The 26,308-nt window shown below is 72.6% G+C and carries 20 protein-coding genes and 1 pseudogene; 10 read left to right on the forward strand and 11 right to left on the reverse strand.

What is annotated here, in order from left to right:
• Window positions 1-18 precede the first annotated feature (18 nt).
• Window positions 19-4,518 carry a peptidase C14 caspase catalytic subunit p20 gene (locus ACFY3N_RS02075; protein WP_390814719.1) on the forward strand — a complete coding sequence of 1,500 codons (4,500 nt, stop codon included), beginning with the start codon at window positions 19-21 and terminating at the stop codon, window positions 4,516-4,518.
• Window positions 4,519-4,580: 62 nt separating this feature from the next.
• Entirely contained in the window at window positions 4,581-5,969 is a 1,389-nt protein-coding gene (locus ACFY3N_RS02080; RefSeq protein ID WP_390814720.1) for a lipase family alpha/beta hydrolase, read from the forward strand.
• 54 nt (window positions 5,970-6,023) lie between these two features.
• On the opposite strand, the gene ACFY3N_RS02085 is transcribed toward ACFY3N_RS02080, so the two are convergent.
• Entirely contained in the window at window positions 6,024-6,248 is a 225-nt protein-coding gene (locus ACFY3N_RS02085; protein ID WP_390814721.1) for a hypothetical protein, read from the reverse strand.
• Here ACFY3N_RS02085 and ACFY3N_RS02090 point away from each other — a divergent pair.
• On the forward strand, window positions 6,234-7,976 hold the full coding sequence (locus tag ACFY3N_RS02090; protein ID WP_390814722.1) for a pentapeptide repeat-containing protein: 1,743 nt from the start codon (window positions 6,234-6,236) through the stop codon (window positions 7,974-7,976). The genes ACFY3N_RS02085 and ACFY3N_RS02090 overlap by 15 nt on opposite strands.
• 379 nt (window positions 7,977-8,355) lie before the next feature.
• On the opposite strand, the gene ACFY3N_RS02095 is transcribed toward ACFY3N_RS02090, so the two are convergent.
• Together ACFY3N_RS02095 and mca are read right to left on the reverse strand one after the other, a co-directional pair.
• Window positions 8,356-8,607: a hypothetical protein gene (locus ACFY3N_RS02095; RefSeq protein WP_390814723.1), complete on the reverse strand. Its 252-nt coding sequence runs from the start codon at window positions 8,605-8,607 to the stop codon at window positions 8,356-8,358.
• Entirely contained in the window at window positions 8,600-9,481 is an 882-nt protein-coding gene (mca, locus tag ACFY3N_RS02100) for a mycothiol conjugate amidase Mca (protein WP_390814724.1), read from the reverse strand. The genes ACFY3N_RS02095 and mca overlap by 8 nt, the downstream gene beginning before the upstream one ends.
• Before the next feature lie 149 nt (window positions 9,482-9,630).
• Between mca and ACFY3N_RS02105 the strand changes: the two genes are divergently transcribed.
• Together ACFY3N_RS02105 and greA are read left to right on the forward strand one after the other, a co-directional pair.
• On the forward strand, window positions 9,631-10,029 hold the full coding sequence (locus ACFY3N_RS02105; RefSeq protein WP_390814725.1) for a DUF4307 domain-containing protein: 399 nt from the start codon (window positions 9,631-9,633) through the stop codon (window positions 10,027-10,029).
• A 168-nt stretch (window positions 10,030-10,197) separates the two neighbouring features.
• Window positions 10,198-10,695: a transcription elongation factor GreA gene (gene greA, locus ACFY3N_RS02110; protein WP_390814726.1), complete on the forward strand. Its 498-nt coding sequence runs from the start codon at window positions 10,198-10,200 to the stop codon at window positions 10,693-10,695.
• 58 nt (window positions 10,696-10,753) lie between these two features.
• Here greA and ACFY3N_RS02115 read toward each other — a convergent pair whose 3' ends face one another.
• The 3 genes from ACFY3N_RS02115 to ilvA all read right to left on the reverse strand — a co-directional run bounded on the left by ACFY3N_RS02115 (window position 10,754) and on the right by ilvA (window position 14,005).
• Window positions 10,754-11,599 carry an ABC transporter permease gene (locus ACFY3N_RS02115; protein WP_390814727.1) on the reverse strand — a complete coding sequence of 282 codons (846 nt, stop codon included), beginning with the start codon at window positions 11,597-11,599 and terminating at the stop codon, window positions 10,754-10,756.
• Window positions 11,596-12,591: an ATP-binding cassette domain-containing protein gene (locus ACFY3N_RS02120; RefSeq protein WP_390814728.1), complete on the reverse strand. Its 996-nt coding sequence runs from the start codon at window positions 12,589-12,591 to the stop codon at window positions 11,596-11,598. The genes ACFY3N_RS02115 and ACFY3N_RS02120 overlap by 4 nt, the downstream gene beginning before the upstream one ends.
• A 184-nt stretch (window positions 12,592-12,775) precedes the next feature.
• The gene (ilvA, locus tag ACFY3N_RS02125) at window positions 12,776-14,005 is read right to left on the reverse strand and encodes a threonine ammonia-lyase (protein ID WP_390814729.1); all 1,230 of its coding nucleotides are present in this window, start codon (window positions 14,003-14,005) and stop codon (window positions 12,776-12,778) included.
• Between the two features lie 174 nt (window positions 14,006-14,179).
• Between ilvA and ACFY3N_RS02130 the strand changes: the two genes are divergently transcribed.
• The 3 genes and pseudogenes from ACFY3N_RS02130 to ACFY3N_RS02140 all read left to right on the forward strand — a co-directional run bounded on the left by ACFY3N_RS02130 (window position 14,180) and on the right by ACFY3N_RS02140 (window position 15,609).
• Entirely contained in the window at window positions 14,180-14,668 is a 489-nt protein-coding gene (locus ACFY3N_RS02130) for a MarR family winged helix-turn-helix transcriptional regulator (protein WP_390814730.1), read from the forward strand.
• 190 nt (window positions 14,669-14,858) lie between these two features.
• Entirely contained in the window at window positions 14,859-15,362 is a 504-nt protein-coding gene (locus ACFY3N_RS02135; protein WP_390814731.1) for a sigma factor-like helix-turn-helix DNA-binding protein, read from the forward strand.
• Window positions 15,359-15,609 (forward strand): annotated as a pseudogene (locus ACFY3N_RS02140) (hypothetical protein). Before ACFY3N_RS02135 ends, ACFY3N_RS02140 begins: the two are co-directional and overlap by 4 nt.
• Window positions 15,610-15,612: 3 nt before the next feature.
• Here ACFY3N_RS02140 and ACFY3N_RS02145 read toward each other — a convergent pair.
• Entirely contained in the window at window positions 15,613-16,770 is a 1,158-nt protein-coding gene (locus tag ACFY3N_RS02145) for a cystathionine gamma-synthase (RefSeq protein ID WP_390814732.1), read from the reverse strand.
• A gap of 143 nt (window positions 16,771-16,913) precedes the next feature.
• On the opposite strand from ACFY3N_RS02145, the gene ACFY3N_RS02150 reads away from it, so the two are divergent.
• Entirely contained in the window at window positions 16,914-18,032 is a 1,119-nt protein-coding gene (locus tag ACFY3N_RS02150; RefSeq protein WP_390814733.1) for a hypothetical protein, read from the forward strand.
• 193 nt (window positions 18,033-18,225) lie between these two features.
• On the opposite strand, the gene ACFY3N_RS02155 is transcribed toward ACFY3N_RS02150, so the two are convergent.
• Window positions 18,226-19,266 (reverse strand): NAD(P)-dependent alcohol dehydrogenase, encoded by a 1,041-nt coding sequence (locus tag ACFY3N_RS02155; protein WP_390814734.1) that lies wholly within the window; start codon window positions 19,264-19,266, stop codon window positions 18,226-18,228.
• Between the two features lie 173 nt (window positions 19,267-19,439).
• Between ACFY3N_RS02155 and ACFY3N_RS02160 the strand changes: the two genes are divergently transcribed.
• The gene (locus ACFY3N_RS02160) at window positions 19,440-20,357 is read left to right on the forward strand and encodes a helix-turn-helix domain-containing protein (protein ID WP_390814735.1); all 918 of its coding nucleotides are present in this window, start codon (window positions 19,440-19,442) and stop codon (window positions 20,355-20,357) included.
• Window positions 20,358-20,464: 107 nt separating this feature from the next.
• Here the strand turns inward: ACFY3N_RS02160 and ACFY3N_RS02165 are convergent, their stop codons facing one another.
• The 3 genes from ACFY3N_RS02165 to ACFY3N_RS02175 form a co-directional block, all read right to left on the reverse strand.
• The gene (locus tag ACFY3N_RS02165) at window positions 20,465-23,794 is read right to left on the reverse strand and encodes a S8 family serine peptidase (RefSeq protein WP_390814736.1); all 3,330 of its coding nucleotides are present in this window, start codon (window positions 23,792-23,794) and stop codon (window positions 20,465-20,467) included.
• 209 nt (window positions 23,795-24,003) lie between these two features.
• Window positions 24,004-24,687 (reverse strand): ABC transporter ATP-binding protein, encoded by a 684-nt coding sequence (locus ACFY3N_RS02170; protein WP_390814737.1) that lies wholly within the window; start codon window positions 24,685-24,687, stop codon window positions 24,004-24,006.
• Window positions 24,688-24,765: 78 nt separating this feature from the next.
• The gene (locus ACFY3N_RS02175; RefSeq protein WP_390814738.1) at window positions 24,766-26,229 is read right to left on the reverse strand and encodes an ABC transporter permease; all 1,464 of its coding nucleotides are present in this window, start codon (window positions 26,227-26,229) and stop codon (window positions 24,766-24,768) included.
• Between the last annotated feature and the right edge of the window lie 79 nt (window positions 26,230-26,308).

Below are 26,308 nucleotides of genomic sequence, written 5' to 3' on the forward strand. Positions count from 1 at the left end.
CAGCAGCAGGACCTCGTCATGATACGGAGCGATGTGGGCGTTCACCTGGCGCTGGTCAAGTCCGAACGGCGGTCCTCGTCCCTGGTGGGCACCGTGGCCGTGTCCGACTACGCGCATCCCGACGCGGACATGCGGGAGCGGCTGAGGCTGCGGAACGTGGCGGACGTGCGGGAGCGGTTCACCCATGTGGCGCAGACCTCGCTGGGGTTCGGGGAGAACGTCCGCGTCGACGGGGCGGGGGCCGGGCGCCGGCAGCTGTGGGAAGGTCTGGAGGACTTCCTGGCCCATGACGCCGAGCGGAAGATCCTCTACTGGACGGGGCACGGGATCCACCGGGGGGACCACGGCTACTTCCTCGCCTGTGCCGACTCCTGGGAGGACGGCCGCTTCGCACCCGAGCGCGCCCTCGCCCTGACGGACCTCGTGGACCGGCTGCTGCACCCCGAGTGCGAGACCGACACCCTCCTGGTCGTCGACGCCTGCTCCTCCCACGGCGGCCACCTCTCCGAGGCCCTGCGCCATGCCCTGCGCCTGGAACGGGAGAGCGTGGGCAGGGCGCGGCAGAGCCGGCGGGCCGGTTTCGTCGTCGTCGGCACCTCGGGGTTCGAGGCGGAGGTCCCCGAGGGGCGCTGGGTGAGGTGGCTGGAGGAGGCGCTGGCCGAGCCGGACTTCGTGGCCCCCGACCACGCCCGCCCCTTCGAGTCCTCCGCCCTCTACCTGCCCGTGCCGTACCTGCTGGACGGGGTGGACGCCGCGGCCGCGGCCTCCGGCCTCGACGAGCCGGCGCAGCGCCCCGGCCACACCGAGATCCGGTCGCTGCCCAACAACTTCCTGGAGAACCCCCACTTCCAGGACCGTGAGCGGCGGGTGCACACCCCCGCGGTGCTGACGGGGCGGAAGCCGTGGGTCGTCGCCGGGCAGTTCGACCTGGAGGAGGGCGGCCACCTCAGCCGTCACTTCGCGGGCAGGCACCGGGCCCTGGGCAGGGTGGTGCGCTGGATGGACACCCATCCGAAGGGGCTCCTCGCGGTGACGGGTCTCGCGGGAACGGGGAAGACGGCCCTGCTCGGCCGGCTGGCCCTCACCTCCCTGCCGGAGTGGCGGGAGACCCTCGGACCGGAGCTCGACCCCTCGACGCTGCCGCGCGCCGGGACGGTGCACGCCGCGCTGAGCTGCAAGGGGCAGTCGGTCCACTCGCTGGTCACGGCCCTGTGGGGCGTCCTGTCGCCGTTCGGGGGGATGGCGCCGCTGCCCGCGGGGCCGGTCACGCCGGAGCAGTGCCGTGCGGCGGTCGACGCCCTCGTCTCCCGGGCGGGCTCCCTGACCCTGCTCTTCGACGCCCTCGACGAGGCCCTTCCGGACCAGGCCCACGACATCGCGCGCCACCTGCTGAATCCGCTGTCCGAACTGTGGGGCGTCCGCGTGGTCGTCGGTACGCGACCGCAGCCCCGCAGACGCGGCACGGCGCCCGCCGAGGAGGAGTCGCTGCTGGACACGCTGGACCAGAGCGTCGATCCGGTGGTGCTGGGGAACGACGAGGAGGCGAGGACGAGCATCGCGGCGATGGCCCGGTCCGTGCTCGACGCGGAGGGCTCCCCGTACCGGGGAGGGGAGCGGGAGGCCGACCGGGCGTGGGCCGCCGGCCACATCGCGTCCGGCAGCCACGGCTCGTTCCTGGTGGCCCGGCTCGCCGCGACGGAACTCGCCCGCCGGCCCCGGACCGCCACCGAGACGGAACTGTCGTCGTGGATGACGTCCGGCGGCATGGACCTGCACAGGCGTCTCGCCGAGGAGGTCGGCCACCTCACCTCGCAGCGGGGCGCGGAACGCGCGCACGAGGTCCTGCGCCCGCTGGCCGTGGTCCAGGGGCGCGGACTGGCGCCGGGCCGGACCTGGCTCGCCCTCGCCAACGCACTGCGGGACGAGGGCAGCACGGAGCTGACGCTCGGCGCCCTGCGGCAGGTGTGCCGGAGCGCCGACGGCGGCATCGTCGCCTCCCAGACCGCCCCGCACGACGGAGGAACGACCTACCACCTGGCGCACCCGAGCTACGGCGAGTTCTTCCTCACCGGCGCCGGGCTCGACGTACCGGCCGCCCACCGCAGGGTGGTGACGGCGCTCCGCGCGCAGGCCGGGGACGACTGGACCGGCGCGGCCCCCTACGCCCTCGACTACCTGGGCGCCCATGCCGCCCAGGTCGGGCCGGAGGAACTGCGGGCGCTCTTCCAGGACGTCGGCTTCCTGCTGCGCACCAACCCGGACGTGATGCTGCCGCCGGCCTCCGCCCTGGCCCGGGAGTGCGACGGGGCGGCGCTCTACGGGCGCGTCGGGGACGCCTTCCGCGACTCGTCCTCCCTGCGGGCCCGCAAGGCCCTGCTGCGGGCGACCGCCTTCGTCAGCCACCGGGACGCGACCTACCGGACGCTGGCGGAGGCCGACGGGTTCCTGCCGTGGCAGGAGTACTGGACCGACATGCCGCCGGACCCCCTGGAGTGGCGCCGCCCCGCCCCGCAGGGCGGGGCACGGACGCTGAGCTGGCGCGCCGGCACGGGGACGGCGGACCGGACGGAACCGGTGGCCGGGGACACGCTGACCGCCGGCGGGCGCGGCGAGATCCTGGTCCTGCACCCGGAGTCCGGCAAACGGCTGCTGACCCGCCGGACCGGGGAGACGTCCGGGGAGCGCGGGAGCGCCCTCACGGAGGTGCGCGAGGTGGGCACCGGACCCCACTGGACCACCGTCGCCCGCGACGACCGGGCCGTCTACCTCTGGCGCTCCGGCTCCCGGCTGCCCGACCACGTCTACCACTGGGGCGGTGCCGTGGGCGCCCTGGCGGCGGCCGAGCGGGCGTCGGAGACCGTCGTGCTGGCGGCCGACGGGCAGCGGATGTGGATGTGGTCCTGGAAGGGCGGCACGCACCGGCTCGGCACACCCCTGACGGACATCCGCATGATGGACGCCGAGCGGATCGCCGCGCTCCCCATGGGCCCGCGGCTGTTCGTCGTGGTCGCCGGGGAACGGGCCGCGCTGCTCGAGGCCGACCGCGGCACGGCGGGCTCCGGCGGCCTGCTCGCGCAGGCGACGGACCTGGGCCGACTCGGAGCACCCGCGCTGGCCGCCGCGGCGACCTCCGAGCCGGTGCCGGCGCCCGGAGGAGGGCTGCGGGGCTGGTTCGCGGTCGCCGACGGGAGCCGGGTGCGGGTCTGGCGCTGCGAGACGGACGACGCGGCCCTCGTCGCACCACCGGCCGTGGAGCTCGTACAAGAGTTCGACTCGTCGGCGCGGGGGCTCGTCTTCGGACGCCACGGCGACGACCTGCTCCTCGCCGGCTACGAGGAGGTCACCGTCCGGGTCCGGGCCGTCGAGGACCCCGGACGGGAAGCGACGTTCCGGATGACCGCGCCCCGGGACCGGGCCATGGCCTTCGAACCCGGCGGAGCGGGACTGCTCGCCGTGGCCGACGGCCCCGACATCCGCATGCTCGACGTGGGTCCCGCGCTCGCGGCCGGACACGGCACGCGGCGGCGTCCGGGCAACCAGAGACCCGCGGTCGCCCTGGCCGGGGCGCCGGACGGGCCACCGCTGCTCTGCCGCACCTGGGCCGACCGGATCCTGGTGTCCCGGCCCGGCCCCGGCGATCCGGCCACCGCCCCGGCCACCGTCCTCACCCACGTGAAGCCGGTGACCGCCGTCGAGGCGGTGTACACGGGGGGCGCCTGGACCGTGGTCGCGGCGGCGCGGCGCACCGTACGGACCTGGCGCCTGTCCGCGGACCTGTCCGTCGAGGCGTGGCACGACCTCACGCTCGGCGGGGACGACGGCGAGGCCGTTCCGTCGCTGGGTCTCGTCGTCGATCCCGCCGCGGCGCGGCTGCGCCTCTGTGTGCCGGACGGAGGACGCGTCGTCCACGCGGACATGCCCGTCGACGCCTCGCGGGGCTGGCGCACGGCGGGGGCGACACGGGTGGGGCTGCGCTGCTGCGACCTCGGCGCCCGGTCCATGCGGGACGGGACGTACTGGCTGGCCGCCGACCTCGCCGACGAGATCCGGCTGTGGGAACCCCACGGGGAACGCGGGGGCGACCCGCTCCGCATCACCGACGTGTACCCCGCCCGTCTGGCGCTGGGCGAGCTGTACGACCCCGAGGACGAGGAGTCCTTCCCCCTGCTGGCCTGGGTGGACGACGGCGTCCGCCTGAAGGACTGCACGGCCGGCCGCGACAAGCCCGCGGAGCGGCTCCCGGGCGAGCTCCCGGAGGTGACGTCGCTGGTGTTCGCGGGCCCCGTGGAGCGGCCCGTACTGCTGGTCTGCGACGCGTGGACGGCACCGCGGGTGTGGGACGTGCGCGCCAGGACCTGGCTGCACGGGGAGGGCGTCCCCTGGCGGGGATACACCGTGCACGCGGCGGACGCCGCCCCGGACCCCCGGGGCCTGGTGGTGGCGCTCCAGGGCAACGACCGGTGCGATCTGATCCGGCTGCCCCACGCCTTCTTCGGGCCGGACGACGACCGTGCATGACGACACATGCGACACGTACGACACATGCGACACGTACGACCTGTGCGACGGAGGAGGGCGCAGTGGAGCACGACCTCGTGGTCTTCGTACCCGGGTTTCTCGGCAGCCGGCTGACCAGGGACGGCCGCGACCTGTGGGGCGAGGCCGGCGACGCCCTGCTCCGGTCCCGGCCCTCCCCCGCGGCGCTGGCGGACCTGGCCCTTCCGCCGGGTCTCGGCGACGAGCCGCCCGAGGAGCGGTTCCGGGTGGTGGCCGACGAGCTGACCACGGCCCCCGACTCGATGCCCGGACTGCTCTCCTCCATGGGCCACCCCGACATCAGGACGGCGCTCGGTGATCCGGTCGAGGACCAGTTCGTTCCCTTCGCGTACGACTGGCGCCTGTCCCACCGGCTCGTCGCCGAACGGCTGAAGACGCGGGTGGAGCGGGAACTCACCCGGTGGAGCGAGCGCGTCGGCGCGCACTTCCCGGACCGTCCGGACGCCCCGAAGGTCGTGCTCGTCTGCCACTCGACGGGCGGCCTGGCCGGCCGGTACTACCTGGAGTGCCTGGGCGGCCGGGAGACGGCCAGGACCCTGGTCACGCTGGGCACGCCCCAGCAGGGCTTCGCCGGAGCCGTCCGGCTGCTGACCGGCCACGCGGCGGGGGACGGCCCAGACGCGCGTGCGCTGAACGGGGTCCTGCGCGGCTTCGCCCTCACCCTGCCGTCGGTGGCGCAGATGCTGCCGGTCTACGCGGCCGTGCGGGTCACGGGGAAGAGCCGGCTGCGGGGACTCGACGACCGCCGGTACCCCGTCCCCGGCCTGCCCACCGCCCTCGTCGAGGACGCCCTCTCCTTCGACCGGCGGTTCCACGCCGCGCGCGAGGCCCACCGGCGCACCGACCCCGGCGGCCGGCTCCCGTACGACGTCCACTGCCTGGGGAGCACGGCCCATCCGACGCCGCACACCGTCGGGCTCTCGTCCGACGGGCTGGACCTCGCCGGGGGGAGCGACGGTCTCGGGCCCGGCGACGGGACGGTCCCGCGGGAGTCCGCCGTCGCGCACTGGGCCCTGCGGGACCCGGCCGACATGCTGTGGACCGACGCCCGGCACGCCGACATGGCGAGCGCCGCGGCCGTCGGCGAGCGGCTCTCCGCCCTCAGGAAGGGCCTCCCGGCGAGCGGCATGCTCGCCGGTGACGAACGGATCACCCTGCACGCCCCGTCGGAGGCCGTCGCCGGCCGGCCGTTCGAAGCCTCCGTGCTGGGCGTCAACCTGGCGGAACGCAGGCCGTCGGCGGTCATGCGGCGCATCGGCAGCCGGACCGGCGAGAACGTCGTCCTCACCCGCGACGCCACGGGCCGGTTCCGGGCGGAGCTGCGCGGAGGCCCCGGGAAATGGCTGGTGGAGGCGAGGGTCGAGCGACCGCACGGCGCGGACCGCAAGATCGTCACCCTCTACACCGCGTGAGTCCCGTCGCCGCCGGCGTCCCCCGACCGACCCAGGAGTACGGCCATCACCCCGTCATCGTCCGAAGCCCCCGACTGGCCGCGGTGCGACCAGGACTGCCGTGGCCGCCGCGTCGACCCGTACCCGGCCTGCCTCGCCCACCTCGGCGGGGACCGGCGCGCCGCGTACCTGGCCGGCCTGGAGCCCGGCGCCGATCTGGACCACCGGGGCACGCCGTTCACCCGGAGCCTGCTGGACGAGCTGCTCGCCGCGCTCGGCGATCCCGTGACGGGACGGCACCGCCTCGGCCGTGTCCGGCTCGACGAGACCGTGTTCAGCGGTGAGGCGCAGTTCGACGAGGTGGACTTCACGGGCGACTGCTCCTTCGGCGGAGCGAGGTTCGACGACGGCGCCTACTTCAACGGGGCCGTGTTCGAGGGGGACCTCGGCTTCGGGGACGTGGTCGTCGGCCGCGACGCCTGGTTCGACGACGTGGAGATCCGCGCCGCGGCCTGGTTCCACCAGGCCCGGATCGGCGGCGACCTCAGGTTCGCCGCCAGGAGGATCGGCGGCCCCGCCGTCTTCCAGGGGCTGGTCGTCGGCAGGGACGCCGTCTTCGGCGGGACCGCGTTCCACGGGCCGGCCGTCTTCACCGGGGCGGACATCACCGGGGAGGCCCTGTTCGACGGGGCGCTGTTCGAGGAGGAGGCCCAGTTCGACCGGGTGAGGATCGGGCGCAAGGCCTGGTTCGACGGGACCGAGTTCGCCCGGGAGGCGCGCTTCGACGCGGCGACGCTGGGCGAGGACGTCTCCTTCGACGGCACGGGACTCGCCAGGGGCGCCGCGTTCCCCGGGGCGACGATCGGCGGTGACGTCGAGTTCGGCGGGAACGGGGTACGCGGCGTCGTCACCTTCCAGAAGGCGACCTTCCTGCGCACGACGGTGCTGGGCCCGCTGGTGTTCCCCGGACTGCTGGACCTGTCCGACGCGGAGTTCCAGTCCGCGGTGACGATCGAGGCGGCGGTGGAGACCCTGCGCTGCCGGCGGACGCGCTGGGGATCCACGGCGGCGCTCCGGCTGCGCCGGGCCGAGGTCGACGTCAGCGACGCCGTGCTGCAGTTCCCGGTGAGCATCGCCGGCCGCTCCCGCCCGTTCACCGCGGGCACCGGTGAGGAGATACCCGAGGAGGACTTCTCCGACCCCCGCGTGCGCGTCACCTCCCTGCGGGGTACGGACGCCGCCCACCTGGTCCTCACCGACGTGGACCTGACCGACTGCCTGTTCGTGGGGACCGTGCACCTCGACCAGCTGAAACTGGACGGACGGTGCCCGCTCGCGTTCCCTCCCCCGGGGATGCGCCGGGTCGGTCGGCGGCCGGTCCGCTGGACCCGCAGGCGGACCCTGGCCGAGGAGCACCACTGGCGCGCCGGCCGGCAGCGCGCGGACGGCTGGACGGACGCGCCGGACGGCACCGACGTGTGGGAACCGGCGGTGCTGGCTCCCGTGTACCGGCAGCTGCGCAAGGCCCTGGAGGACGGCAGGAACGAGCCGGGGGCGGCCGACTTCTACTACGGCGAGATGGAGATGCGCCGCCACGACCCGGAGTCGCCCCCGGGCGAGCGGACCCTCCTCGCCCTGTACTGGGCGTTGTCCGGGTACGGACTGCGGGCGGTACGGGCCCTCGGGTGGCTGCTCCTGGCCGTCGTCGCCACCGTGCTGGCGATGATGCTGTGGGGCCTGCCCCAGGACGACCCCGAGCCGGTGAGCACCGGGAAGGTCAGCGGCGACCGCATCACCCTGACCACGGACAAGCCCGACCCGGTCGACCCCCGGGGCCCGTACCGCGGCCGGCTGTCGGCCGAGCGGTTCGACAAGTCGCTGCGGGTCGTCGTCAACTCCGTGGTCTTCCGGTCCTCCGGGCAGGAACTCACCACCGCGGGAACCTACGTCGAGATGACCTCCCGCGTCGTCGAGCCCGCGCTGCTCGGACTCGCGGTCCTCGCGGTCCGCGGCCGGGTGAAGAGGTAGCGCCGGTACGGTCGTTGATCGCGGCCCCGTCGCGCCGACGGCCCGTACGAAGGACACTCGTGGGCGGAGGAGCCGCCGCCGGAGGGGGGGCACGTCATGCGGGACAGTCATCGGGCGGACGCCGAACGGCTGTTGGCGCGGGCCGTGGAGGAGGAGGCGCGCCGGTCGGGCATCCCACCGCCCACCGCGGGCAGTCGCGCCGCTCTCACTCACCGCGGGCAGTCGTGCTGCAGGGCGGCACGGGTGGGCTGGGGTCCCCCCTCTGGGGGAGGCACCCCGTAGGCGCCGGGCTGCGCGAACGCCCCCGGCCCACGCCGGCACCGGGCACTCGGCTCACACCGCCGCACGGCCCTCCGAAAGCTCCGGAGGGCCGGCCCGCTCAGCCCCGCTTCTCGGCGGCCGCCGCCCCCGCCTTCTCGGCCCCCGGCTCCCCGGACTCCTCGGGCTCGACGAAGTCGACGCGCCCCATGTGCCGGTTCATGGACTTCATCAGGCCCCACACCGCCAGAGCCATCACCGCGAAGACGATGAACCCGAGAACACCGGGGGTGACCTTGTCCTCGTCGAGTTCCTTGGCGAGGGGGACCAGGTGGGTCAATGCCAGGCTTGCGCTTGCGCTCATGTCAGGCATTGTCCCGGATGCCCGCGAAGAGGTCGTCCTCGGGGAGGGAGGTGTCGACGAGCGACTTCGCGAGCTCGTACTCCTCCGTCGGCCAGACCTCCCGCTGGAGGTCCATCGGCACCCGGAACCAGCCCCCGTCGGGGTCGATCTGCGTCGCGTGCGCGATCAGCGCCTTGTCGCGGATCTCGAAGAAGTCGGCGCACGGCACGTGCGTGGTGAGCGTGCGCTCCTTGCGCTCGAACTCGCTCCAGCGCTTCAGCCAGTCCCCGTACGGCGACTCCAGGCCGCGGTCCAGCATGGCCTGGTGCAGCGCCTCGGTGCGGGGACGGTTGAAGCCCTGGTTGTAGTACACCTTCAGCGGCTGGTACACCGGACCGAACTCGTCCTCCGGGTACTTCTCGGCGTCCGCCGCGCCCTCGAACGCCACCATCGTGATCTTGTGGGTCATGATGTGGTCGGGGTGCGGGTAGCCGCCGTTCTCGTCGTAGGTGGTGATCACCTGGGGGCGGAACGCGCGGATCTTGCGGACCAGCTCACCGGCCGCCTTGTCGACGTCCTCCAGGGCGAAGCAGCCCTCCGGCAGCGGCGGCAGCGGGTCGCCCTCGGGCAGCCCGGAGTCGACGAACCCGAGCCACTCCTGCTTCACCCCCAGGATCTCCCGGGCCTCGTCCATCTCCTTCTTGCGCACCTCGTGGATGTGCTCCTCGATGTACGCGTCGCCCTGCAGTTTCGGGTTGAGGATGGAGCCGCGCTCCCCGCCCGTGCAGGTCACCACCAGCACGTCCACCCCCTCGGACACGTACTTCGCCATGGTGGCCGCGCCCTTGCTCGACTCGTCGTCGGGGTGGGCGTGCACGGCCATCAGTCGCAGCTGGTCAGTCAAGACTCAATCCTCAAGTCGGTAGGCGCCCTCAGTGCGGCGGCGCAGTCGCAGGCTTCTATAGTGACCGAATCGGGGGACGAATAATTCCGGGGTTTTCCACTCCGGGGCCTGCCAGGGGACACCGGTCCCCTCCTGCCGAGGAGACGATCATGAGTACGTCGAGCACGCGGCTGCCCGAGGGCCGTTACGGCCGCTCCTCGGACCAGCGTGCCGACCGCACCCTCAAGGTCGTCGGCGCCGTGCTGTCGGTGCTGATGCTCGGGCTGATCGGCTGGTTCGGCTACCACTACGTCGCCCGGAACGAGATCAGCGCCGAGATGATCGGTTTCGACACCGCCGAGAAGTCCGTGAAGGTGCACCTGGAGGTGCACAAGGACGCGGGGGTCGTCGGCTACTGCACGGTCCGCTCCCAGTCCGAGGACGGCGCCGAGGTGGGCCGCGCCGACTTCCGCTTCGACGCGGACGCCACGCGCATCGACGAGGTCGTCACGCTCCGCACCACCTCCCGGGGCACCTCGGCCGAGCTGGTCGGCTGCCACACGGACTGACACCGCGGGGAATACCTGGTCGCTGACCTGCGCTGACATGAGTCCGGTGGCTTATGTCCTCCCCCTGCGGGCCCTCAGTTGTTAGGCTCGTGGTTTCGCCCGTCCCTGGAGGAACATCCTTCTGGGTAGGGCGATGCTTTGTATTCCCAGTACCTACGAGGAGCACCTGTGACCCAGACCAGCGAGAACGTCACCTGGCTGACCCAGGAGGCGTACAACAAGCTCAAGGACGAGCTTGAGTACCTTACTGGTCCCGCGCGCACGGAGATCGCCGCCAAGATCGCCGCCGCGCGCGAGGAGGGCGACCTGCGGGAGAACGGCGGGTACCACGCGGCCAAGGAGGAGCAGGGCAAGCAGGAGCTCCGCGTGCGCCAGCTCACCCAGCTCCTCGAGAACGCCAAGGTCGGCGAGGCCCCGGCGGCCGACGGCGCCGTGGCGCCCGGCATGGTCGTGACCATCGCCTTCGACGGCGACGAGGACGACACGCTGACCTTCCTGCTCGCCTCGCGCGAGTACGCGAGCTCCGAGATCGAGACCTACTCGCCGCAGTCCCCGCTGGGCTCGGGCGTCATGGGCCACAAGGTCGGCGAGGACGCGGAGTACGAGCTGCCGAACGGCAAGAAGGCCTCGGTGAAGATCCTGGAGGCGAAGCCGTACACCGGCTGACCCGCCCCCGCGAGTCCCCGACGGGCCCCCGGCACTCTGTGCGGCGCCGGGGGCTCCGTCATGCCGCCGCCGAGCGGTACTTGCGCACGGCGAGCGTCCGGAAGAACGCGATGATCAGGACCGAGTAGATCAGCGACGCCCACACCGGGTGCTGCATGGGCCAGGCGTCCGAGGTGGAGACCCCGGGGTTGCCGAAGAGCTCGCGGCAGGCCTGCACGGTGGCGCTGAACGGGTTCCAGTCGGCGATGTGGCGCAGCCAGGGCGTCATGTTGCTGGAGTCCACGAACGCGTTCGACACGAAGGTCACCGGGAAGAGCCAGACCAGTCCTCCGGAGGTGGCCGCCTCCGGGGTGCGCACCGACAGGCCGATGAGCGCGCCGATCCAGGTGAACGCGTACCCGGCCAGGAGGAGCAGGGCGAACGCGCCGAGCACCTCGCCGACGCTGGTGTGGGTGCGCCAGCCGACCAGGAGGGCGACGACGGCGAGCACGAGCAGGGTGAGCGCCGTCTGCACCATGTCGGCGAGGGTGCGGCCGGTGAGCACCGCGCCGCGCGCCATGGGCAGGGAGCGGAAGCGGTCGATGAGCCCCTTGTGCATGTCCTCTGCGATGCCCGCCCCGGCTCCGGCGGTGGCGAAGGTGACGGTCTGCGCGAAGATGCCGGCCATCAGGAACTCGCGGTACACCTGCGGACTCGTACTGCCGCCGATGTCCATGGAGCCGCCGAACACGTACGAGAACAGCACCACGAACATGATGGGCTGGATGAGCCCGAAGATGACCACTTCGGGGATCCGGGCCATGCGGATCAGATTGCGTCTGGCGACGACCAGGGAGTCCCGGATCGACTGGCCGATGGGGTTGCCGGGGGCCGTGACCCGGACGGTGTCGGTGACGGCGCTCATTTCGCGGTCTCCTTGATGTCCTCGTCCTCGTCCTTGGCCTCCGCGACGTGGCCGGTGAGGGAGAGGAAGACGTCGTCGAGGGTGGGGCGGCGCAGACCGATGTCGTCGATCTCGATGCCGGCGGTGTCGAGGTCGCGGATGATCTCGGCGAGGAGCTTCGCGCCGCCGGAGACCGGTGTGGTGATCTTGCGCATGTGCTCCTCGACCGTGGTGTCGCCCCGGCCGGCGCCGCGCAGGCCGTACTTGTCGAGGAGGGCGGAGGCGGCCTGGATGTGCTCGCGTTCGTGCACCACGACCTCGACGCGTTCACCGCCGGTGCGGGCCTTGAGCTGGTCGGAGGTGCCCTGGGCGATGACCCGGCCCTGGTCGACGACCGCGATGTCGTGGGCCAGGTGGTCGGCCTCCTCCAGGTACTGGGTGGTGAGCAGCAGCGTCGTACCGCCGGAGACGAGCTGTTTGATCACCTCCCACAGCTGCTGGCGGTTGCGCGGGTCGAGGCCGGTCGTCGGCTCGTCCATGAACATCACGGGCGGTGAGACGACCAGGGCGGCGGCGAGGTCGAGGCGGCGGCGCATGCCTCCGGAGTAGGTCTTGGCGGTGCGGTCGGCGGCGTCCGCGAGGTGGAACTGCTCCAGCAGCTCGTCCGCGCGGGCCTTGGCCGCCTTCGCCCTCATCTGGTAGAGCTGTCCGACCATCTGCAGGTTCTCGCGGCCGGTCAGGTACTCGTCGACGGCGGCGAACTGGCCGGACAGGCCGATGGAGCGGCGTACGGCGTCAGGCTGTTTCAGCACGTCGAGGCCGGCGACGACCGCCTTGCCGCGGTCGGGCCGCAGCAGGGTGGTCAGGCAGCGGACGGTGGTGGTCTTGCCCGCGCCGTTCGGCCCGAGGAGGCCCAGGACGGTGCCCTCGGGGACCTCGAGGTCGACGCCGTCCAGTGCCCTGACGTTTCCGAAGGTCTTGACCAGACCTTCGGCATAGATGGCGCCTGGCATATGAGTCTCCACGTCGTCGTGATTCTTCGGAAAGCCTAGGTTTGCGCGCTTCGGTGTGCTCGGATTTTCCGCCGGGCGGGGACGGCGGGACGCACGGTGGGCCACCCGACGGCGAGACTCACCATAACGCGATGTATCGCGTCTCACAATGGGATTGCCCGAAGGAGTGACACCCCGTCAGGTCTCAGTCCACGACCGTGTAACCCGCCTCGCGCAGGGCCCGGTTGACCTCCGCGCAGTGCTCCGGGCCCTTGGTCTCCAGACGCAGCTCCACCTCCGCCTCCGTGAGCCCGAGCCGGGGGTCGGTCCGTACGTGGCTCACATCGAGGATGTTGGCATCGGCCACCGACAACGCCCCCAGCAGCGACGCGAGCGCGCCCGGCCGGTCCGTCAGGCGCAGCCGTACGGCCAGGTAGCGGCCCTGCGCGGCCATGCCGTGCCGCAGCACCCGCTCCATCAGCACCGGGTCCACGTTGCCGCCGGACAGCACCGCCACGACCGGTCCCTCGAAGGCTCCGGGCCGGCTCAGCAGCGCCGCGACCGGGCTCGCCCCGGCCGGCTCGACGACCAGTTTGGCCCGCTCCAGGCAGAGCAGCAGCGCGGCCGCCAGCTCGTCCTCGGTGACCGTGCACACCTCGTCCACCAGCTCGCCGACGATCCCGAACGGCACGTCGCCGGGCCGTCCCACCCTGATCCCGTCGGCCATCGTCGCCGGGTTGCGCACCGCCACCGGACGCCCGGCCGCCAGCGAGGGCGGATACGCCGCCGCGCCCGCCGCCTGCACGCCGACGATCCGCACCTCGGGCCGCAGCGCCTTCACCGCGACCGCGATCCCGGCGGCCAGCCCGCCCCCGCCGACCCCGACGACGATCGTGCGCACCTCGGGGCACTGCTCCAGGATCTCCAGGCCCACCGTGCCCTGGCCCGCGATGACGTCCGGGTGGTCGAAGGGGTGGATGAACACCGCGCCCGTCCCGTGCGCGTACTCCATCGCCGCGGCCAGCGTCTCGTCGACCACCTGGCCCTGCAGGCGCACCTCGGCGCCGTACTCCCGGGTCGCGCTGATCTTCGGCAGCGGGGCGCCCTTCGGCATGAACACCGTGGACCGCACCCCGAGCAGCGACGACGCCAGCGCGACCCCCTGTGCGTGGTTGCCGGCGCTCGCCGCGACGACACCGGCGGCCCGCTCCTCGGGCAGCAGCCCGGCGATCCGCACGTACGCGCCGCGCAGCTTGAACGACCCCGTGCGCTGCAGGTTCTCGCACTTCAGGTGCACCGGCGCGCCCACCTGCCGGGACAGGTGCCTGCTGCCCTCCAGCGCGGTCGTCCGGGCCACGCCCGAGAGCATCTTCCGGGCGCCGCGGACATCGTCGAGGGTGACGGTCCGCAGGGATTCGGCCGTGCTGTAGCTCATGACTCCAGGATCGCAGTTCACCGGTGACGGCGGCCGGTGTGACCAACCCGCGGACTCGGCTTTGCGCAGCGCCGGTACGGGCCGTCGTCCGGCCGCGTACCCTGTCCCCCGATGAGCAGCCCTCCACGAAGTGAGTCCCCGGCCATGCCCACACCACCTGATATGTCGATGGACATGAGGACGGACCTGACGGCCGTCGGTGACACCGGTCTTCTCGACACGCTGCAGCACGAGGTGGCGTTGTTCGCCCGCCGTGCCGAACAGACGCGTCTGGGCGGGGTCGGCCAGGTGCGCAACTCGATGGACCGCGCCGCGTACCTGCTGCTCAACCGTCTCGACAAGGAAGGTCCCATGGGCGTCAAGGCGCTCGCCGCGAGCATGGGCATCGACTCCTCGACGGTCACCCGGCAGGTCGCCCCGCTCGTGGACACCGGCCTGGTCAAACGGACCTCGCACCCCGAGGACGGACGCGCGGTCGTGCTCCAGCTGTCCCCGCGCGGGCAGGCGCGCCTGGAGGAAGTGCGCTCCTCGCGGCGCCAGTTGATGGCCGAGCTGACGCAGGACTGGGCACCGGAGGAGCGCGAGGCGTTCTGCGCGCTCCTGTCACGCTTCAACGGCGCGCTGTCGGCGCGGATGTCCGCCCCTGACCGGGCGGACTCCTGATCCCCGGGGGCTGAGAACAGCCCCTCCGGCGTTCGAGGAGCGGGGTCCGGGGCGGAGCCCCGGGCCGGGACGGGAAGGGGCGGCGGGGGCGGAAAACCGAAGCGTCGCGCGCGCACGTCTCTTGACCGGATGGTGCCCCCTGGCCTGATATGAGAACCGAGGGCTCACCCAGGGGGCGCGGGAGGCGCGGTTGCGACGACGGCATGCGTCCCAGGACATCCACCGCGCCCGCGAGTTCGAGGCGTACGTCGCGGGCGCCGGCGCCCGGCTGCTGCACACCGCGACCCTGCTCACCGCCGAGGCCCCGGACGACAACCCGCGGGCCCGGCGCCTGCTGACCCTGGCGCTGGCCCACACGTACGCGAGCTGGGACCGGCCGCACGGCGGGGACCCCTACGCCCACACCCGCCGGTACCTGGCGACCCGCTTCGGATACGGCACCCGGCACCACCGCGGCGGACTGCTCCCCTCCCGCGCCCGTCCGAAAGGCCCGCTCGCCCGGCTCACCCCGCGGGAACGCCTGATCCTGGTGCTGCGGCTGCACGAGGGGATCGCCGAGGAACAGACGGCGGCCCTGCTCGGTCTGCCCGCGGAGCGCGTGCGGACCGTCCTCCACCGCGCGATGGCCGCCGTGCTGCGCCCGCCCCGGGACCGGCCCCCCGCGGCGGGCCGCGCCGAGGCGGCGCCGTCGTGACCCGGATGCGGCGTGAGGAGACCGTGCGGCGGATGCTGGAGCAGTCACCGCCGCGCGTGCCGCCCGGGCTCCACGCCGAGGCGGCGCGCGCCGCGGGGCCCGCATCCTGCGCCGCAGGACGCTCGCCCGCCGCGCGGTGCGGCTGCTGGTGCTGGCGGCGGCCGTGGCGTTCACGGTGTGGGCGCTGACGGCCCGCCCCTGGGTGGAGCCGCCGTCTCGGACGACCCCACCGCTCACGGGATGGTGACCGTCACCGTCCGAGCGCCTGCTGGAGGTCTTCGAGCAGGTCGTCGACGTTCTCGATGCCCACGGAGAGGCGCACCAGGTCGGCGGGGACCTCGAGCGCGGAACCGGCCGCGGACGCGTGCGTCATCCGGCCGGGGTGCTCGATCAGCGACTCGACGCCGCCCAGGGACTCGCCGAGCGTGAACACCTGGGCCCGGTCGCAGACCTCGACGGCCGCCTCCTCGCCGCCCTCCACGCGGAAGGAGATCATGCCGCCGAAGGCCCGCATCTGCTTGGCGGCGACCTCGTGACCGGGGTGCTCGGGCAGCCCCGGGTACAGGACGCTCGTCACGCGCGCGTGGCGGGTGAGCATGTCGGCGATCTTCGTGGCGTTCTCGCTGTGCCGGTCCATGCGCACCGAGAGCGTCTTGGTGCCGCGCAGCACCAGCCAGGAGTCGAAGGGTCCGGCGACCGCGCCCATCGCGTTCTGGTGGTAGGCGAGTTCCTCGCCCAGCTCCGCGTCGCCGGTGATCAGGGCGCCGCCGACGACGTCGGAGTGGCCGCCCATGTACTTGGTCAGGGAGTGCACGACGACGTCCGCGCCGAGCGCGAGCGGCTGCTGGAGGTAGGGGGTGGCGAAGGTGTTGTCGACGACGAGCCGGACGCCGGCGTCCTGGGCCACCTGGGCCACGGCGGCGATGTCGGTGATGCCGAGCAGCGGGTTGGAGGGGGTCTCCACCCAGACGACCTTGGTCTTCGGGGTGAGGGCGGCGCGCACCGCGGCCGGGTCGGAGGTGTCGGCCACCGACCACTCCACGCCCCAGCGGGCGACGACCTTGGCGAAGAGACGGAACGTGCCGCCGTACGCGTCGTTCGGGATCACCACGTGGTCGCCGGGGCTGAGCAGCGTACGCAGCAGGCAGTCCTCGGCCGCCAGTCCGGACGCGAACGCGAGGCCGCGGCGGCCGCCCTCCAGGGCGGCGAGGTTCTCCTCCAGCGCGGCCCTGGTCGGGTTGGCGCTGCGGCTGTACTCGTAGCCGCCGCGCAGGCCGCCGACGCCGTCCTGCTTGTAGGTGGACACCTGGTAGATCGGCGGGACGACCGCGCCCGTCAGGGGGTCGGCGGTGTTGCCCGCGTGGATCGCGAGCGTCTCGAAGTGCTGACTGATGTGCCTGTCGCTCATGGGCACCGAGGGTAGTGCGCGCACGGCGCGGATGGCGGACGCGGAGCGGGCGGCGCGGACGGAGCGGGCGGGTGCCGGGAGTTTTCCACAAGGTCCGGCACCGGGTTGGCCAATTGTCGGCGCGGTCTGGTTCGCTTGGTGACATGGAGATTCTCTGGGTCCTGATCGCCCTCGTCATGCTCGGCTTCGTGGTGCTGCCGTTCCTGAGGCGCGGGCGCGGGACGATCACTCAGGTCCCCGCCGGCCACCCGGACGCGGCGGACCCGGCGAACTACCGCTTCGCCCGCGAGGAGGAGCTGGACGTCCGCATGCCGGGCCCCGACCAGGACCTGCTGGACGTCCTGGACCTGGTGCAGCGCACCCAGGACTACCGCGCGGCGCAGCAGCTGCTGGCCGGCACGGACGCGGAGGGCGAGCGGCGCTGGCAGCGCGTCCAGGCGTTCGCGGGCGCGGCCTCGCTGGAGCTGCAGCAGCGGCCCGGCGGGGTGGGCGAGACGCCGGGCGGGCAGTGGCTGCGGGTGTGGCGGACCGAGATGCCCAAGGACGCGGGCGGCGCCGCGGTGCACGCCGAGTTCCTGGTGCAGCAGGCGTGGCGTACGGCGGTGCCCGGGACGGACGAGTTCCGGATCATCATGGAGGAGGCGAGGGCGGCGTGCGGCGAGGCCGCCCTGCTGGCCCCCGGTGACCCGGTCCCGTACATCGTGGAACTGTCGGTGGCCCGCGGACTCGGTTACCCGCGGCAGGACTTCGAGCAGCTCTGGCTGAAGATCCTGGACCGCGCCCCGGCCCACATGGGGGCGCACCTGGCGGCGCTGCACTACTGGTGCGAGAAGTGGCACGGCTCGCGGCAGCAGGCGTACGACTTCGCGGAGGCCGCGGCGGCGCGGGCGCCCCGGGGCTCCCTGCTCGCCGCCATGCCGCTCTTCGCGGTGTTCGAGCACCTGCCCGAGGTGAACCTGGTCGCCGGTTTCTACCGGAGCGAGACCGTCACCAAGGCGATCCACGGCGCGCTGCACGCGGTGCACTCGGCCCGCCCCGACGACCCGATGTCGGCGCACGTGCGGCACCTGCTGGTCTTCTTCCTGGTCCGCGGCGAGCGCTGGGCGGAGGCCATGGGCCAGCTCATACACATCGACGGCCACGTGGGCGCCCTCCCGTGGACCCTCTCCCCCGACCCGGCCGCCGAGTTCGCCGTCTACCGCGCCCTGGCGGTGGCCGGCTACGAGGCGAACGGCGGCAGCCCGGCGACGCTGCCGCACTGAGCACCGGGGTACGGAGCCCGGCCGGCACCGGGGTACGGAGCCCGGCCGGGTCCCGGTGACCAAACGGTGGTCCCCGGGACCCGGGTCCTGCGGCAGCGCCCCGCCCTCACTCGTCCGAGGCGCCGTGGCTGGTGCCGCCCGCGGCTCCTCCTCGCCGGACGCCGGAGCCGGGCGCCGGAGCCGAAGCCGGGCGTCAGATCGTCGCGGTGTCGATCACGAAGCGGTAGCGGACGTCGCTGTTCAGGACGCGCTCGTACGCCTCGTTGATCTCGGCCGCGCCGATCAGTTCGATCTCCGCGCCGATGCCGTGCTCGGCGCAGAAGTCCAGCATCTCCTGGGTCTCGGCGATGCCGCCGATCATCGAGCCGGCGAGGGTCTTGCCGCCGCCGATCACCGAGAAGAGGTTGAGGGAGACCGGCTCCTCCGGGGCGCCCACGTTCGCCAGCGTGCCCTCCGTCCGCAGCAGGGACAGGTAGGCGTTGAAGTCCAGCGGGGCCGACACCGTCGACACGATCAGGTCGAAGGTGCCCCGCAGCTCCTCGAAGGTCTTCGGGTCGCTGGTGGCGTGGTAGTGGTCGGCGCCCAGCTTGAGGCCGTCGTCCTTCTTGCGCAGGGACTGCGAGAGCACCGTCACCTCGGCGCCCAGCGCGTGCGCGATCTTGACGCCCATGTGGCCGAGGCCGCCCATGCCGAGGATCGCGACCTTCTTGCCGGGACCGGCGCCCCAGCGCTTCAGCGGGGAGTAGAGGGTGATGCCGGCGCACAGCAGGGGCGCGGCGACGTCGAGGGCCAGCCCGTCGGGGATGCGGACGACGTAGTTCTCGTCGACGACGATCTTCTCCGAGTAGCCGCCGTGGGTGGGCTCGCCGTTCCTGTCCAGGGCGTTGTAGGTGCCGACCATGCCGCCGGTGCAGTACTGCTCCTTGCCCGCCCGGCAGTTGTCGCACTCGCGGCAGGAGTCGACCATGCAGCCGACGCCCACGCGGTCGCCGATCCGGAACCGGGTGACGCCGGGGCCGACCTCGGAGACCACACCGGCGATCTCGTGGCCGGGGACCATCGGGAAGATCGCCTCGCCCCAGCCCTCACGGGCCTGGTGGATGTCGGAGTGGCAGATGCCGGCGAACTTGATGTCGATCAGGACGTCGTGCTCGCCCACCGCGCGCCGCTCGATGGTCGTCCGCTCCAGCGGAGCCTTGGCGGCGGGTACGGCGTACGCGGCAACAGTGGTCATGCCGGAGTTCTCCTCGTGGGGTCGTGCGCCCGGCAGCCTTCTGTCCGGCCGGGCACGGCCTCCAGCCTGCCCCGACGTCCGGGGTTCACCCAGTCCACCGCTCTGCCTACGTTGGCCGTGCGTACCACTGGCGGGGACAGGATGCCGTGCGTACGACCGGGGATACTGGGGACATGGACGAGCAGCACACCCCTCCGGCCGGTCCCGCGGGCGGCGGCCTCGACCCGCGGGCCGAACTCAGCGAGTTCCTGCGCACCCGGCGGGCCCGGCTGAAGCCGGAGGACGTGGGCCTGCCGGACTTCGGACGGCACCGCCGGGTGCCCGGCCTGCGCCGCGAGGAGCTGGCGCAGCTCGCCGGGGTGTCCGTGGCGTACTACACGCGCCTGGAGCAGGGCAACGGGCGGAACGTGTCGGCGGAGGTGCTGGACTCGATCGCGCGCGCCCTGCGCCTCTCCGACGCCGAGCGCACCCATCTCACGCACCTGGCGAAGCCCAGGCGGCAGAAGCGGAAGCCGGCCCCCCGGACCCAGCAGGTCCGCCCCGCGCTGCGGCACCTGCTGGATTCGATGGACGCGGTCCCGGCGTACGTCGTGGGCCGGCGTTCGGAGATCCTCGCCTGGAACCGGATGGCGGCGGCGGTCTTCGGGGACTGGGGGCGGCTCCCGGCGCAGGAGCGGAACTGGGCGCGGCTGGTGTTCCTGAGCCCGGACCACCGGGAGCTGTTCGTGGAGTGGGAGCAGAAGGCGTACGACATGGTCGCCTACCTCCGCATGGACGCGGGCCTCCATCCGGACGACCCCCAGCTGTCCTCGCTGGTGGGCGAGCTGTCCGTCAAGAGCGAGGAGTTCCGCGGGCTGTGGGCGGCACACGACGTCAAGGAGAAGAGCCACGGCGTCAAGCGCGTCCGGCATCCGCTGGTCGGTGAGCTGACGCTGCTGTGGGAGTCGTTCCGCCCGGCCGGCGACGACACCGGGCAGTCGCTGGTCACGTACTTCGCGGAGCCGGACTCGCCGTCGGCGGAGGCCCTGAGGCTTCTGTCCAGCTGGGGCGCGGACGCGAGGCGGGCCGGGACGCAGAGCACGGCCCCCTGAGCCGGGGCGGGGTCCGCTGCCGGGCTCCCGCCCTCGCCGGCCCGCTGCCGGAGGAGACGGAACGGCCCGCCGGAAGCGGTGCTTCCGGCGGGCCGTCCGTTCACGGACTACTTGCCGTGGTACGCGTTGTAGATCGAGATCGTCGACGTGTTGCCCTTCTTGTCGGCGATCTTGGCGCGGAAGGAGATGGCCTTCCCCTTCGCGGGGTTCTTGACGGTGATCTTCCCCTTCGTGACCGTGGTCTTCTTCCAGGTCTTGCCGGAGTCGTAGGACACGTACACCGCCAGGGACTTGAGGTTCTTGCCCTTGGCAGCACCCTCGACGGTGACCGGAACACTGGCCTTCTTGCCGGCCGTCACCTTGCTGTCCAGGCCGGTGGCCGCCTGGAAGCGGACCGAGGAGGCGGGCAGCTGCTTGAGGCCGGCGGTCTTCTTGGAGCGGAAGGTCCAGCTCGCGTCGATCCGCGTGGAGGCGGCGGCGACCTTGGCGCTGCGCTTGACCGAGGTGGTCAGCTTGTAGGAGGCGTCCGCGGACGGGACCTTGAACTCCTTCTCGCCGAACAGCGGGTCGTCGTGCGAGCCGACCTTCTTGCCGTTGCGGTAGAGGCTGGTGGTGACGGAGGTGAACACCGAGGAGCCGGCGTGGCCCTTGCCGTCGGCGAACAGCGGGGTCCGCCCGTAGATGCTGTTGCCGTCACGGAAGAGGCCGTAGTCGGAGGTGAGACGCGGCCCGAAGACGGCCGTGTTCACGGTCTCCTGGTACGTCTTGCCGCCCTTGTACCCCTTCGCCTGGCCGATGGTGTAGCCGGCCTCGGAGACGGGCCAGCCCTCCTTGTCGACCCCGCCGATCTGCTCGAAGTCGAGGTCCCACTTCACCCCGCCCGTGGTGGACAGGTGCAGCGTGCGGGTGCCGGGCAGGCTCTGCTCGTTGCCGAACGAGGAGGCGCCGGTGCTGCCGGGCAGCCAGCCGACGGGGTTGACGACGCCCTTCTTGCCGCTCGCCGCGGCGCCCATGCCGACCTTCACCGTGGCGAGTTCGCCGGTCTTGTAGGCCCGGGTGTAACCGGTGGCGAGGTTCTTGACCTTGGCGCCGGTGACGGTGCTGTACTGCTCCTTGGCGCCCTTGCTGAAGTGGGCGTCCCACTGCTGGCTCAGCGAGCCGTCGGTGATCTGCGGACCCAGGTGGGCGGAGCGGAAGTTGTCGTACGAGTCCAGCCACCAGCCGAAGCCGTGGGAGGAGTCCTTCGTCTCGACGGTGTAGTCGGCGGAGGCGAACTCCCCCTTGGCCGCCTTGTCCGGCACGGTGATCTTCACCGGCTTGGCCTTGCGGGCGTCCAGCGTGATCGTCGTGTCCTTGGTGACGTTCAGCTTGGGCTGGGCGAGCCAGTCGGCGCCCTCGTACTTCTCCGGGTCGGGGCTGACGAAGATCCCGGTGTCCAGGACGTAACCGCCCTTGGGCACGCGGACGGTGACGGTGCCGTCGGCCTCGTAGGGCTGGTACCACCGGTCGGCGCCCAGGCCGGAGATGCCCGCGAGGTTGGCGACGTAGTTGCCGGCCGGCTGCCCCGCGCGGTCGAGGAACTTCAGCGTCACGTCGTACGACTCGACCTCGCGCTGCACCGCCGCGGCGGTCCGCACGGTCTGCCCGCCGCCGGTGGCGACCACGTACGCCGAGTAGGCGCCGTCGAGCGTGCCGCCGAGCCTGGTGTCGACGGTGAGGTCGACGGAGGCCTTGCCGCCCGCGGGGACCGTGACCGTCGTGGCGCCCAGCGTGAAGAAGCCGGCCGGGGCCGCCTTGCCCGTGGGGCCGGTGGCGGTCGACGTCAGCTTCAGGGTGACGTCCTGGGTGCCGAGGTTGCGGTAGGTGAGCTCCTTGGTGACCGGCTCGTCGTCGGTGTGCGGCCACTGCTGGACGCCGAAGCTCAGCGACACCGGGTCGGCGATGACGGTCTGCTTGACGGCCTTGTCGACCTGGACGCGGCCCGAGCCCTGCTCGAACGGCGTGTACGCGCCGCCCTTGGTGGAGCCGGTGAGCGCGCCCTTCAGCTCCGCGGAGGTCCACTCCGGGTGCTGCTGCTTCAGGATCGCCGCGGCGCCCGCGACGTGCGGGGTCGCCATCGACGTACCGGAGATGGTCATGTACCCGGCCGGCTTCTCGCCGACCTCCTTGGCGATGTCGTTGCCCTTCGCCGAGGCGGCCGTGATGTCCACGCCGGGAGCGGTGACGTCCGGCTTGATGGCGCCGTCGCCGACGCGCGGGCCGGTGGAGGAGAAGTCGGCGAGCTTGTCCTTGTCGTCGACCGCGCCCACGGTGAGGGCGGCGTCCGCGCTGCCGGGCGAACCGATCGACTGCGGGCCCTCGTTGCCGGCCGCGATGGCGAACAGGACGCCCTTCTCGGCGGAGAGCTTGTTGACCGCCGCCTCCAGCGGGTCCACCTCGGCCGTGTCCATGCCGCCCAGGCTCATGTTGACGACGTCGGCGCCCTGCGCGGCCGCCCACTCCATGCCGGCGAGGATGCCGGAGTCGTCGCCGAAGCCGGAGTCGTCGAGGACCTTGCCGTTGAGGATCTTGGCGCCGGGCGCGACGCCCTTGTACGTGCCCTTGGACTGGGCGCCGGTACCGGCCGCGATGGACGCGACGTGGGTGCCGTGGCCGACCTTGTCGCCGGCGGTGGCCGCGGAGGTGAAGTTCTTGGACGCGGTCACCTGGCCCTTGAGGTCCGGGTGGGTGGCGTCGACACCGGTGTCGAGGACGGCGATCCGGACGCCCTTGCCGTCGTAGCCGGCCGCCCAGGCCTTCGGGGTGCCGATCTGCGCCACCGACGTGTCGAGGGAGGCCTTGCGGACCCCGTCGAGCCAGACGTGGGCGATGCCGGAGGCGGTGCGGTCGCCGTCGGTGACGGCGTCCCACAGTTCCGGCGCGTCCTCGTGCGGGGTCTGCACCGCGTCCGCGTTCAGGGTCTTCAGGGTCCGGCGGACCGTGCCCGCGTCACGGACGTCGGCCTTGGCCGCCCGGGCGCCGCCCTGGTAGCCGACGATGACCTTCAGGCCCCGCTTCTGGGAGCCGCGGGTCGTGGCCTTGTTCAGCTCGGTGACGTCGAACAGCCGCTGGTCCAGCTTGCCGCTCGCCACCAGCCGGGCGGCGTCGGCCGGCAGGACGAGGGTGTGGCCGCCGGTCCGGCGGACCTGCACGGGTATGTGCTCCCGGCCCTCGGCCCGCTCCAGGCCGACCACGCGGCCCTTGGCGTCCACCACGACCCGGTCGCCCGTGATCAGCGTGATCCGGTGCTTGGCCTGCGACGAGGACGCCTCCGTCGCGGAGGAGGAGGCCGTGCGCTCCCCGTTCGCCGACGCCGGGCCGGCCATGCCCGCCGCGAGCGCCACGGCGGTCGCCGTGGCGATCGTGGCCGCGCACGCTCTCTTCACTTGTCTGCGCAAGGTTCCCCCTAGCGAAGTCGCCGGGCGAACTCGACGTCACCCGGCCGGGGGTGGTCTCGTACGCATGTGCGCACCCCCCGGAACACGCAGTATGCCGAGGGGTGATCAAGCGTCTCAAGGGACGCCGGAGAGGGTGGCGAAGTCGTCGGGCGGCTGTAACCACACCGCCGGAACTCCGTTACACAAACGCGCGGTTGGCGCCTTCCCGGTCAGGCCTTCGTGTTCTCCTTCACCGTGATCCGTCCCTTGCGGATCGTCGCCAGGCGCGGGGCCGCCTTCGCGATCGCCGAGTCATGGGTGACCATGACGAAGGTGAGCCCCAGCTCCTTCCACATGCGGATGAGCACGTCCATGATCTCGTCGCGCATCGACTCGTCGAGGTTTCCGGTGGGTTCGTCGGCGAGCAGCACCTTCGGCTCCTTCACCAGCGCCCGCGCGATGGCCACGCGCTGCTGCTGCCCGCCGGACATCTCGCTGGGCAGGTGCCCGAGCCGCTCGCCCAGACCGACCGACGCCAGTGCCTCGGCGGCCTTCTCCCGGCGCTCCTTGGCCTTCACGCCGAGCGGGACGAGCGCGGTCTCGACGTTCTCCTGCGCGGTGAGCGTGGGGATCAGGTTGAACGACTGGAAGACGAAGCCGATGTTCTCACTGCGGACCCGGGTGAGCCGGGCCTCGGGCAGCTTGGCCAGGTCGGTGCCGTCCAGCACGATCTCGCCGGAGCTGGGCCGGTCCAGTCCGCCGAGCATCTGCAGCAGCGTGGACTTGCCGCCGCCGGTGGGGCCCTGGATGACGAGCCGGTCGCCGTCGGGGATGGTCAGGTCGACTCCGTCGAGGGCGTTGACGGTCTCCTTGCCGCGCGTGTAGCGCCGGGTGACGCCTCTGAGTTCGTACATGGGTCTGCTCCTGGATCGCGTACGGGGGTGGGGGCCCGTCCGCCGCGGGCGGGCCCCTGGGCTGGTGCCGGGCGGGTGCTACTCGACGCGGCGGAGCGCGTCGGCCGGCCGCAGCCGGGAGGCGCGCCAGCCGCCGAAGGCGCCGGCGACGAGACCGCCCGCCACGGCGAGGCCGACCGCGAGGGCGAGGGTGGTGAGGCTGACCGGCGCGGTGAGCGCGACCTCCAGGGTCTTGGCGGCGGCCTGCCGGCCGGGGCCGCCCATGCCGCCACCACCGGGACCGGCCGTACCGCCGCTACCGCTGCCGCCGCCGAGCTGGGCCTGCAGGGTGGGGCTGACGGCGGTGACGGCGTACGCGCCCGCCAGGCCGAGCGCGATGCCGAGGGCGCCGCCGACCAGGCCGTGGACCATGGACTCGCCGATCACCTGGCGGGTCACCCGGCCGGACTTCCAGCCCAGCGCCTTGAGGGTGCCGAACTCGCGCACCCGGCGGGAGACCGCAGAGGAGGTGAGCAGACCGGCGACGAGGAACGCGGCCACGAGCACCACGACCGATAGCCACTTGCCGACGCCGGCGGCGAGCGAGGAGGCGGTGGACAGGGAGCCGGAGACGGTGTCCGCGAGGTCGGCGGAGGTCGTGACGGTCGTACCGGAAATGTTCTTCTGGATCCCGGACTTGACGCTGTCGATCTGCTGCGAGTCGGTCGCCTGGACGTAGATCGTGGTGACCTTGTCCTTGGCGTCGGCGAGGGTCTGCGCCTGCTTCAGCGGCAGGTAGAGGTTGGCCGCGGCGTCCCCGCTGGAGGCGGTGGCGATGCCGATGACCTTGTACTTGGTGCCCTTGACGGTGACGGTGTCACCGGTCTCGAGCTTCTTCTCCTTGGCGTAGGCGGAGTCGGCGACGACGACCTTCGCGTCGGTCTCCGTCTTCTCGAAGGTGCGTCCGTCGGTGATCTCGGAGGAGGTCAGCGGGCCGAGTGCGGGCTCGGTGACGTCGGTGCCGTAGACGGTGTAGCTGTTGACGTCGAAGTTGGCGCCGCCGCCCTCGACCCGGCCCTCCGGGGCGGACTGGCCGGCACCGGGAGCGCCGCCCTGGCCGCCTTCGGCGCCCTGGCCGTCCTGCTGGAACTGACCCCGGGTGAACTCGCCGCTCACCTTCATGACTTGCAGGCTCAGCCCGCCCACCGCGTCGGCGACGCCGTCCTGCTCGGCGACCTTGGTCACGGTGGAGCTCGCCAGGGTCTGGAAGCCCTGCACCATGACGCGGTCGCTGCTCTGCTCCTCGCCGGAGTCGTCGTCCTGGGCGTCGAACTGGAACCGGGGGCGCTCGTCGGCGGTCTGGGACTCGGCGGCCTTGGTGACCGTCATGTCCGTGCCGAGCCCGTACAGGGACTGCAGGACCTTCTCCTGCGCCTTGCTCATGCCGGAGGACACGGAGTTGACCACGATGACCAGCGCGATGCCGAGCGCGAGCCCGGAGGCGACGACGAGGGCCGCCTTTCTGCGGCGGCGCAGCTCGCGCCTCAGGTAGGTGAAGAACATGGCGGCAAGCTAGGGACGCCGGGTGATGAAGCGGTAAGCGCCTCATAAGAGCCCCATGAGAAGAAGACCGATGCCGCCG

Origin of the sequence: Streptomyces sp. NPDC000348 (assembly GCF_042898795.1) — a bacterium.
In the GTDB taxonomy this organism is placed as follows: domain Bacteria; phylum Actinomycetota; class Actinomycetes; order Streptomycetales; family Streptomycetaceae; genus Streptomyces.

Bases quoted from the DNA above. Each gene is read 5' to 3' on its own strand.
- ACFY3N_RS02095 (WP_390814723.1), bottom strand. From the start codon at position 8,607: ATGCCTGACATGAGCGCAAGCGCAAGCCTGGCATTGACCCACCTGGTC.
- ACFY3N_RS02160 (WP_390814735.1), top strand. From the start codon at position 19,440: ATGGACGAGCAGCACACCCCTCCGGCCGGTCCCGCGGGCGGCGGCCTC.
- ACFY3N_RS02155 (WP_390814734.1), bottom strand. From the start codon at position 19,266: ATGACCACTGTTGCCGCGTACGCCGTACCCGCCGCCAAGGCTCCGCTG.
- ACFY3N_RS02115 (WP_390814727.1), bottom strand. From the start codon at position 11,599: ATGAGCGCCGTCACCGACACCGTCCGGGTCACGGCCCCCGGCAACCCC.
- ACFY3N_RS02105 (WP_390814725.1), top strand. From the start codon at position 9,631: ATGAGTACGTCGAGCACGCGGCTGCCCGAGGGCCGTTACGGCCGCTCC.
- ACFY3N_RS02175 (WP_390814738.1), bottom strand. From the start codon at position 26,229: ATGTTCTTCACCTACCTGAGGCGCGAGCTGCGCCGCCGCAGAAAGGCG.
- ilvA (WP_390814729.1), bottom strand. From the start codon at position 14,005: ATGAGCTACAGCACGGCCGAATCCCTGCGGACCGTCACCCTCGACGAT.
- ACFY3N_RS02120 (WP_390814728.1), bottom strand. From the start codon at position 12,591: ATGCCAGGCGCCATCTATGCCGAAGGTCTGGTCAAGACCTTCGGAAAC.
- ACFY3N_RS02075 (WP_390814719.1), top strand. From the start codon at position 19: ATGATACGGAGCGATGTGGGCGTTCACCTGGCGCTGGTCAAGTCCGAA.
- ACFY3N_RS02130 (WP_390814730.1), top strand. From the start codon at position 14,180: ATGAGGACGGACCTGACGGCCGTCGGTGACACCGGTCTTCTCGACACG.
- ACFY3N_RS02145 (WP_390814732.1), bottom strand. From the start codon at position 16,770: ATGAGCGACAGGCACATCAGTCAGCACTTCGAGACGCTCGCGATCCAC.
- ACFY3N_RS02150 (WP_390814733.1), top strand. From the start codon at position 16,914: ATGGAGATTCTCTGGGTCCTGATCGCCCTCGTCATGCTCGGCTTCGTG.
- ACFY3N_RS02170 (WP_390814737.1), bottom strand. From the start codon at position 24,687: ATGTACGAACTCAGAGGCGTCACCCGGCGCTACACGCGCGGCAAGGAG.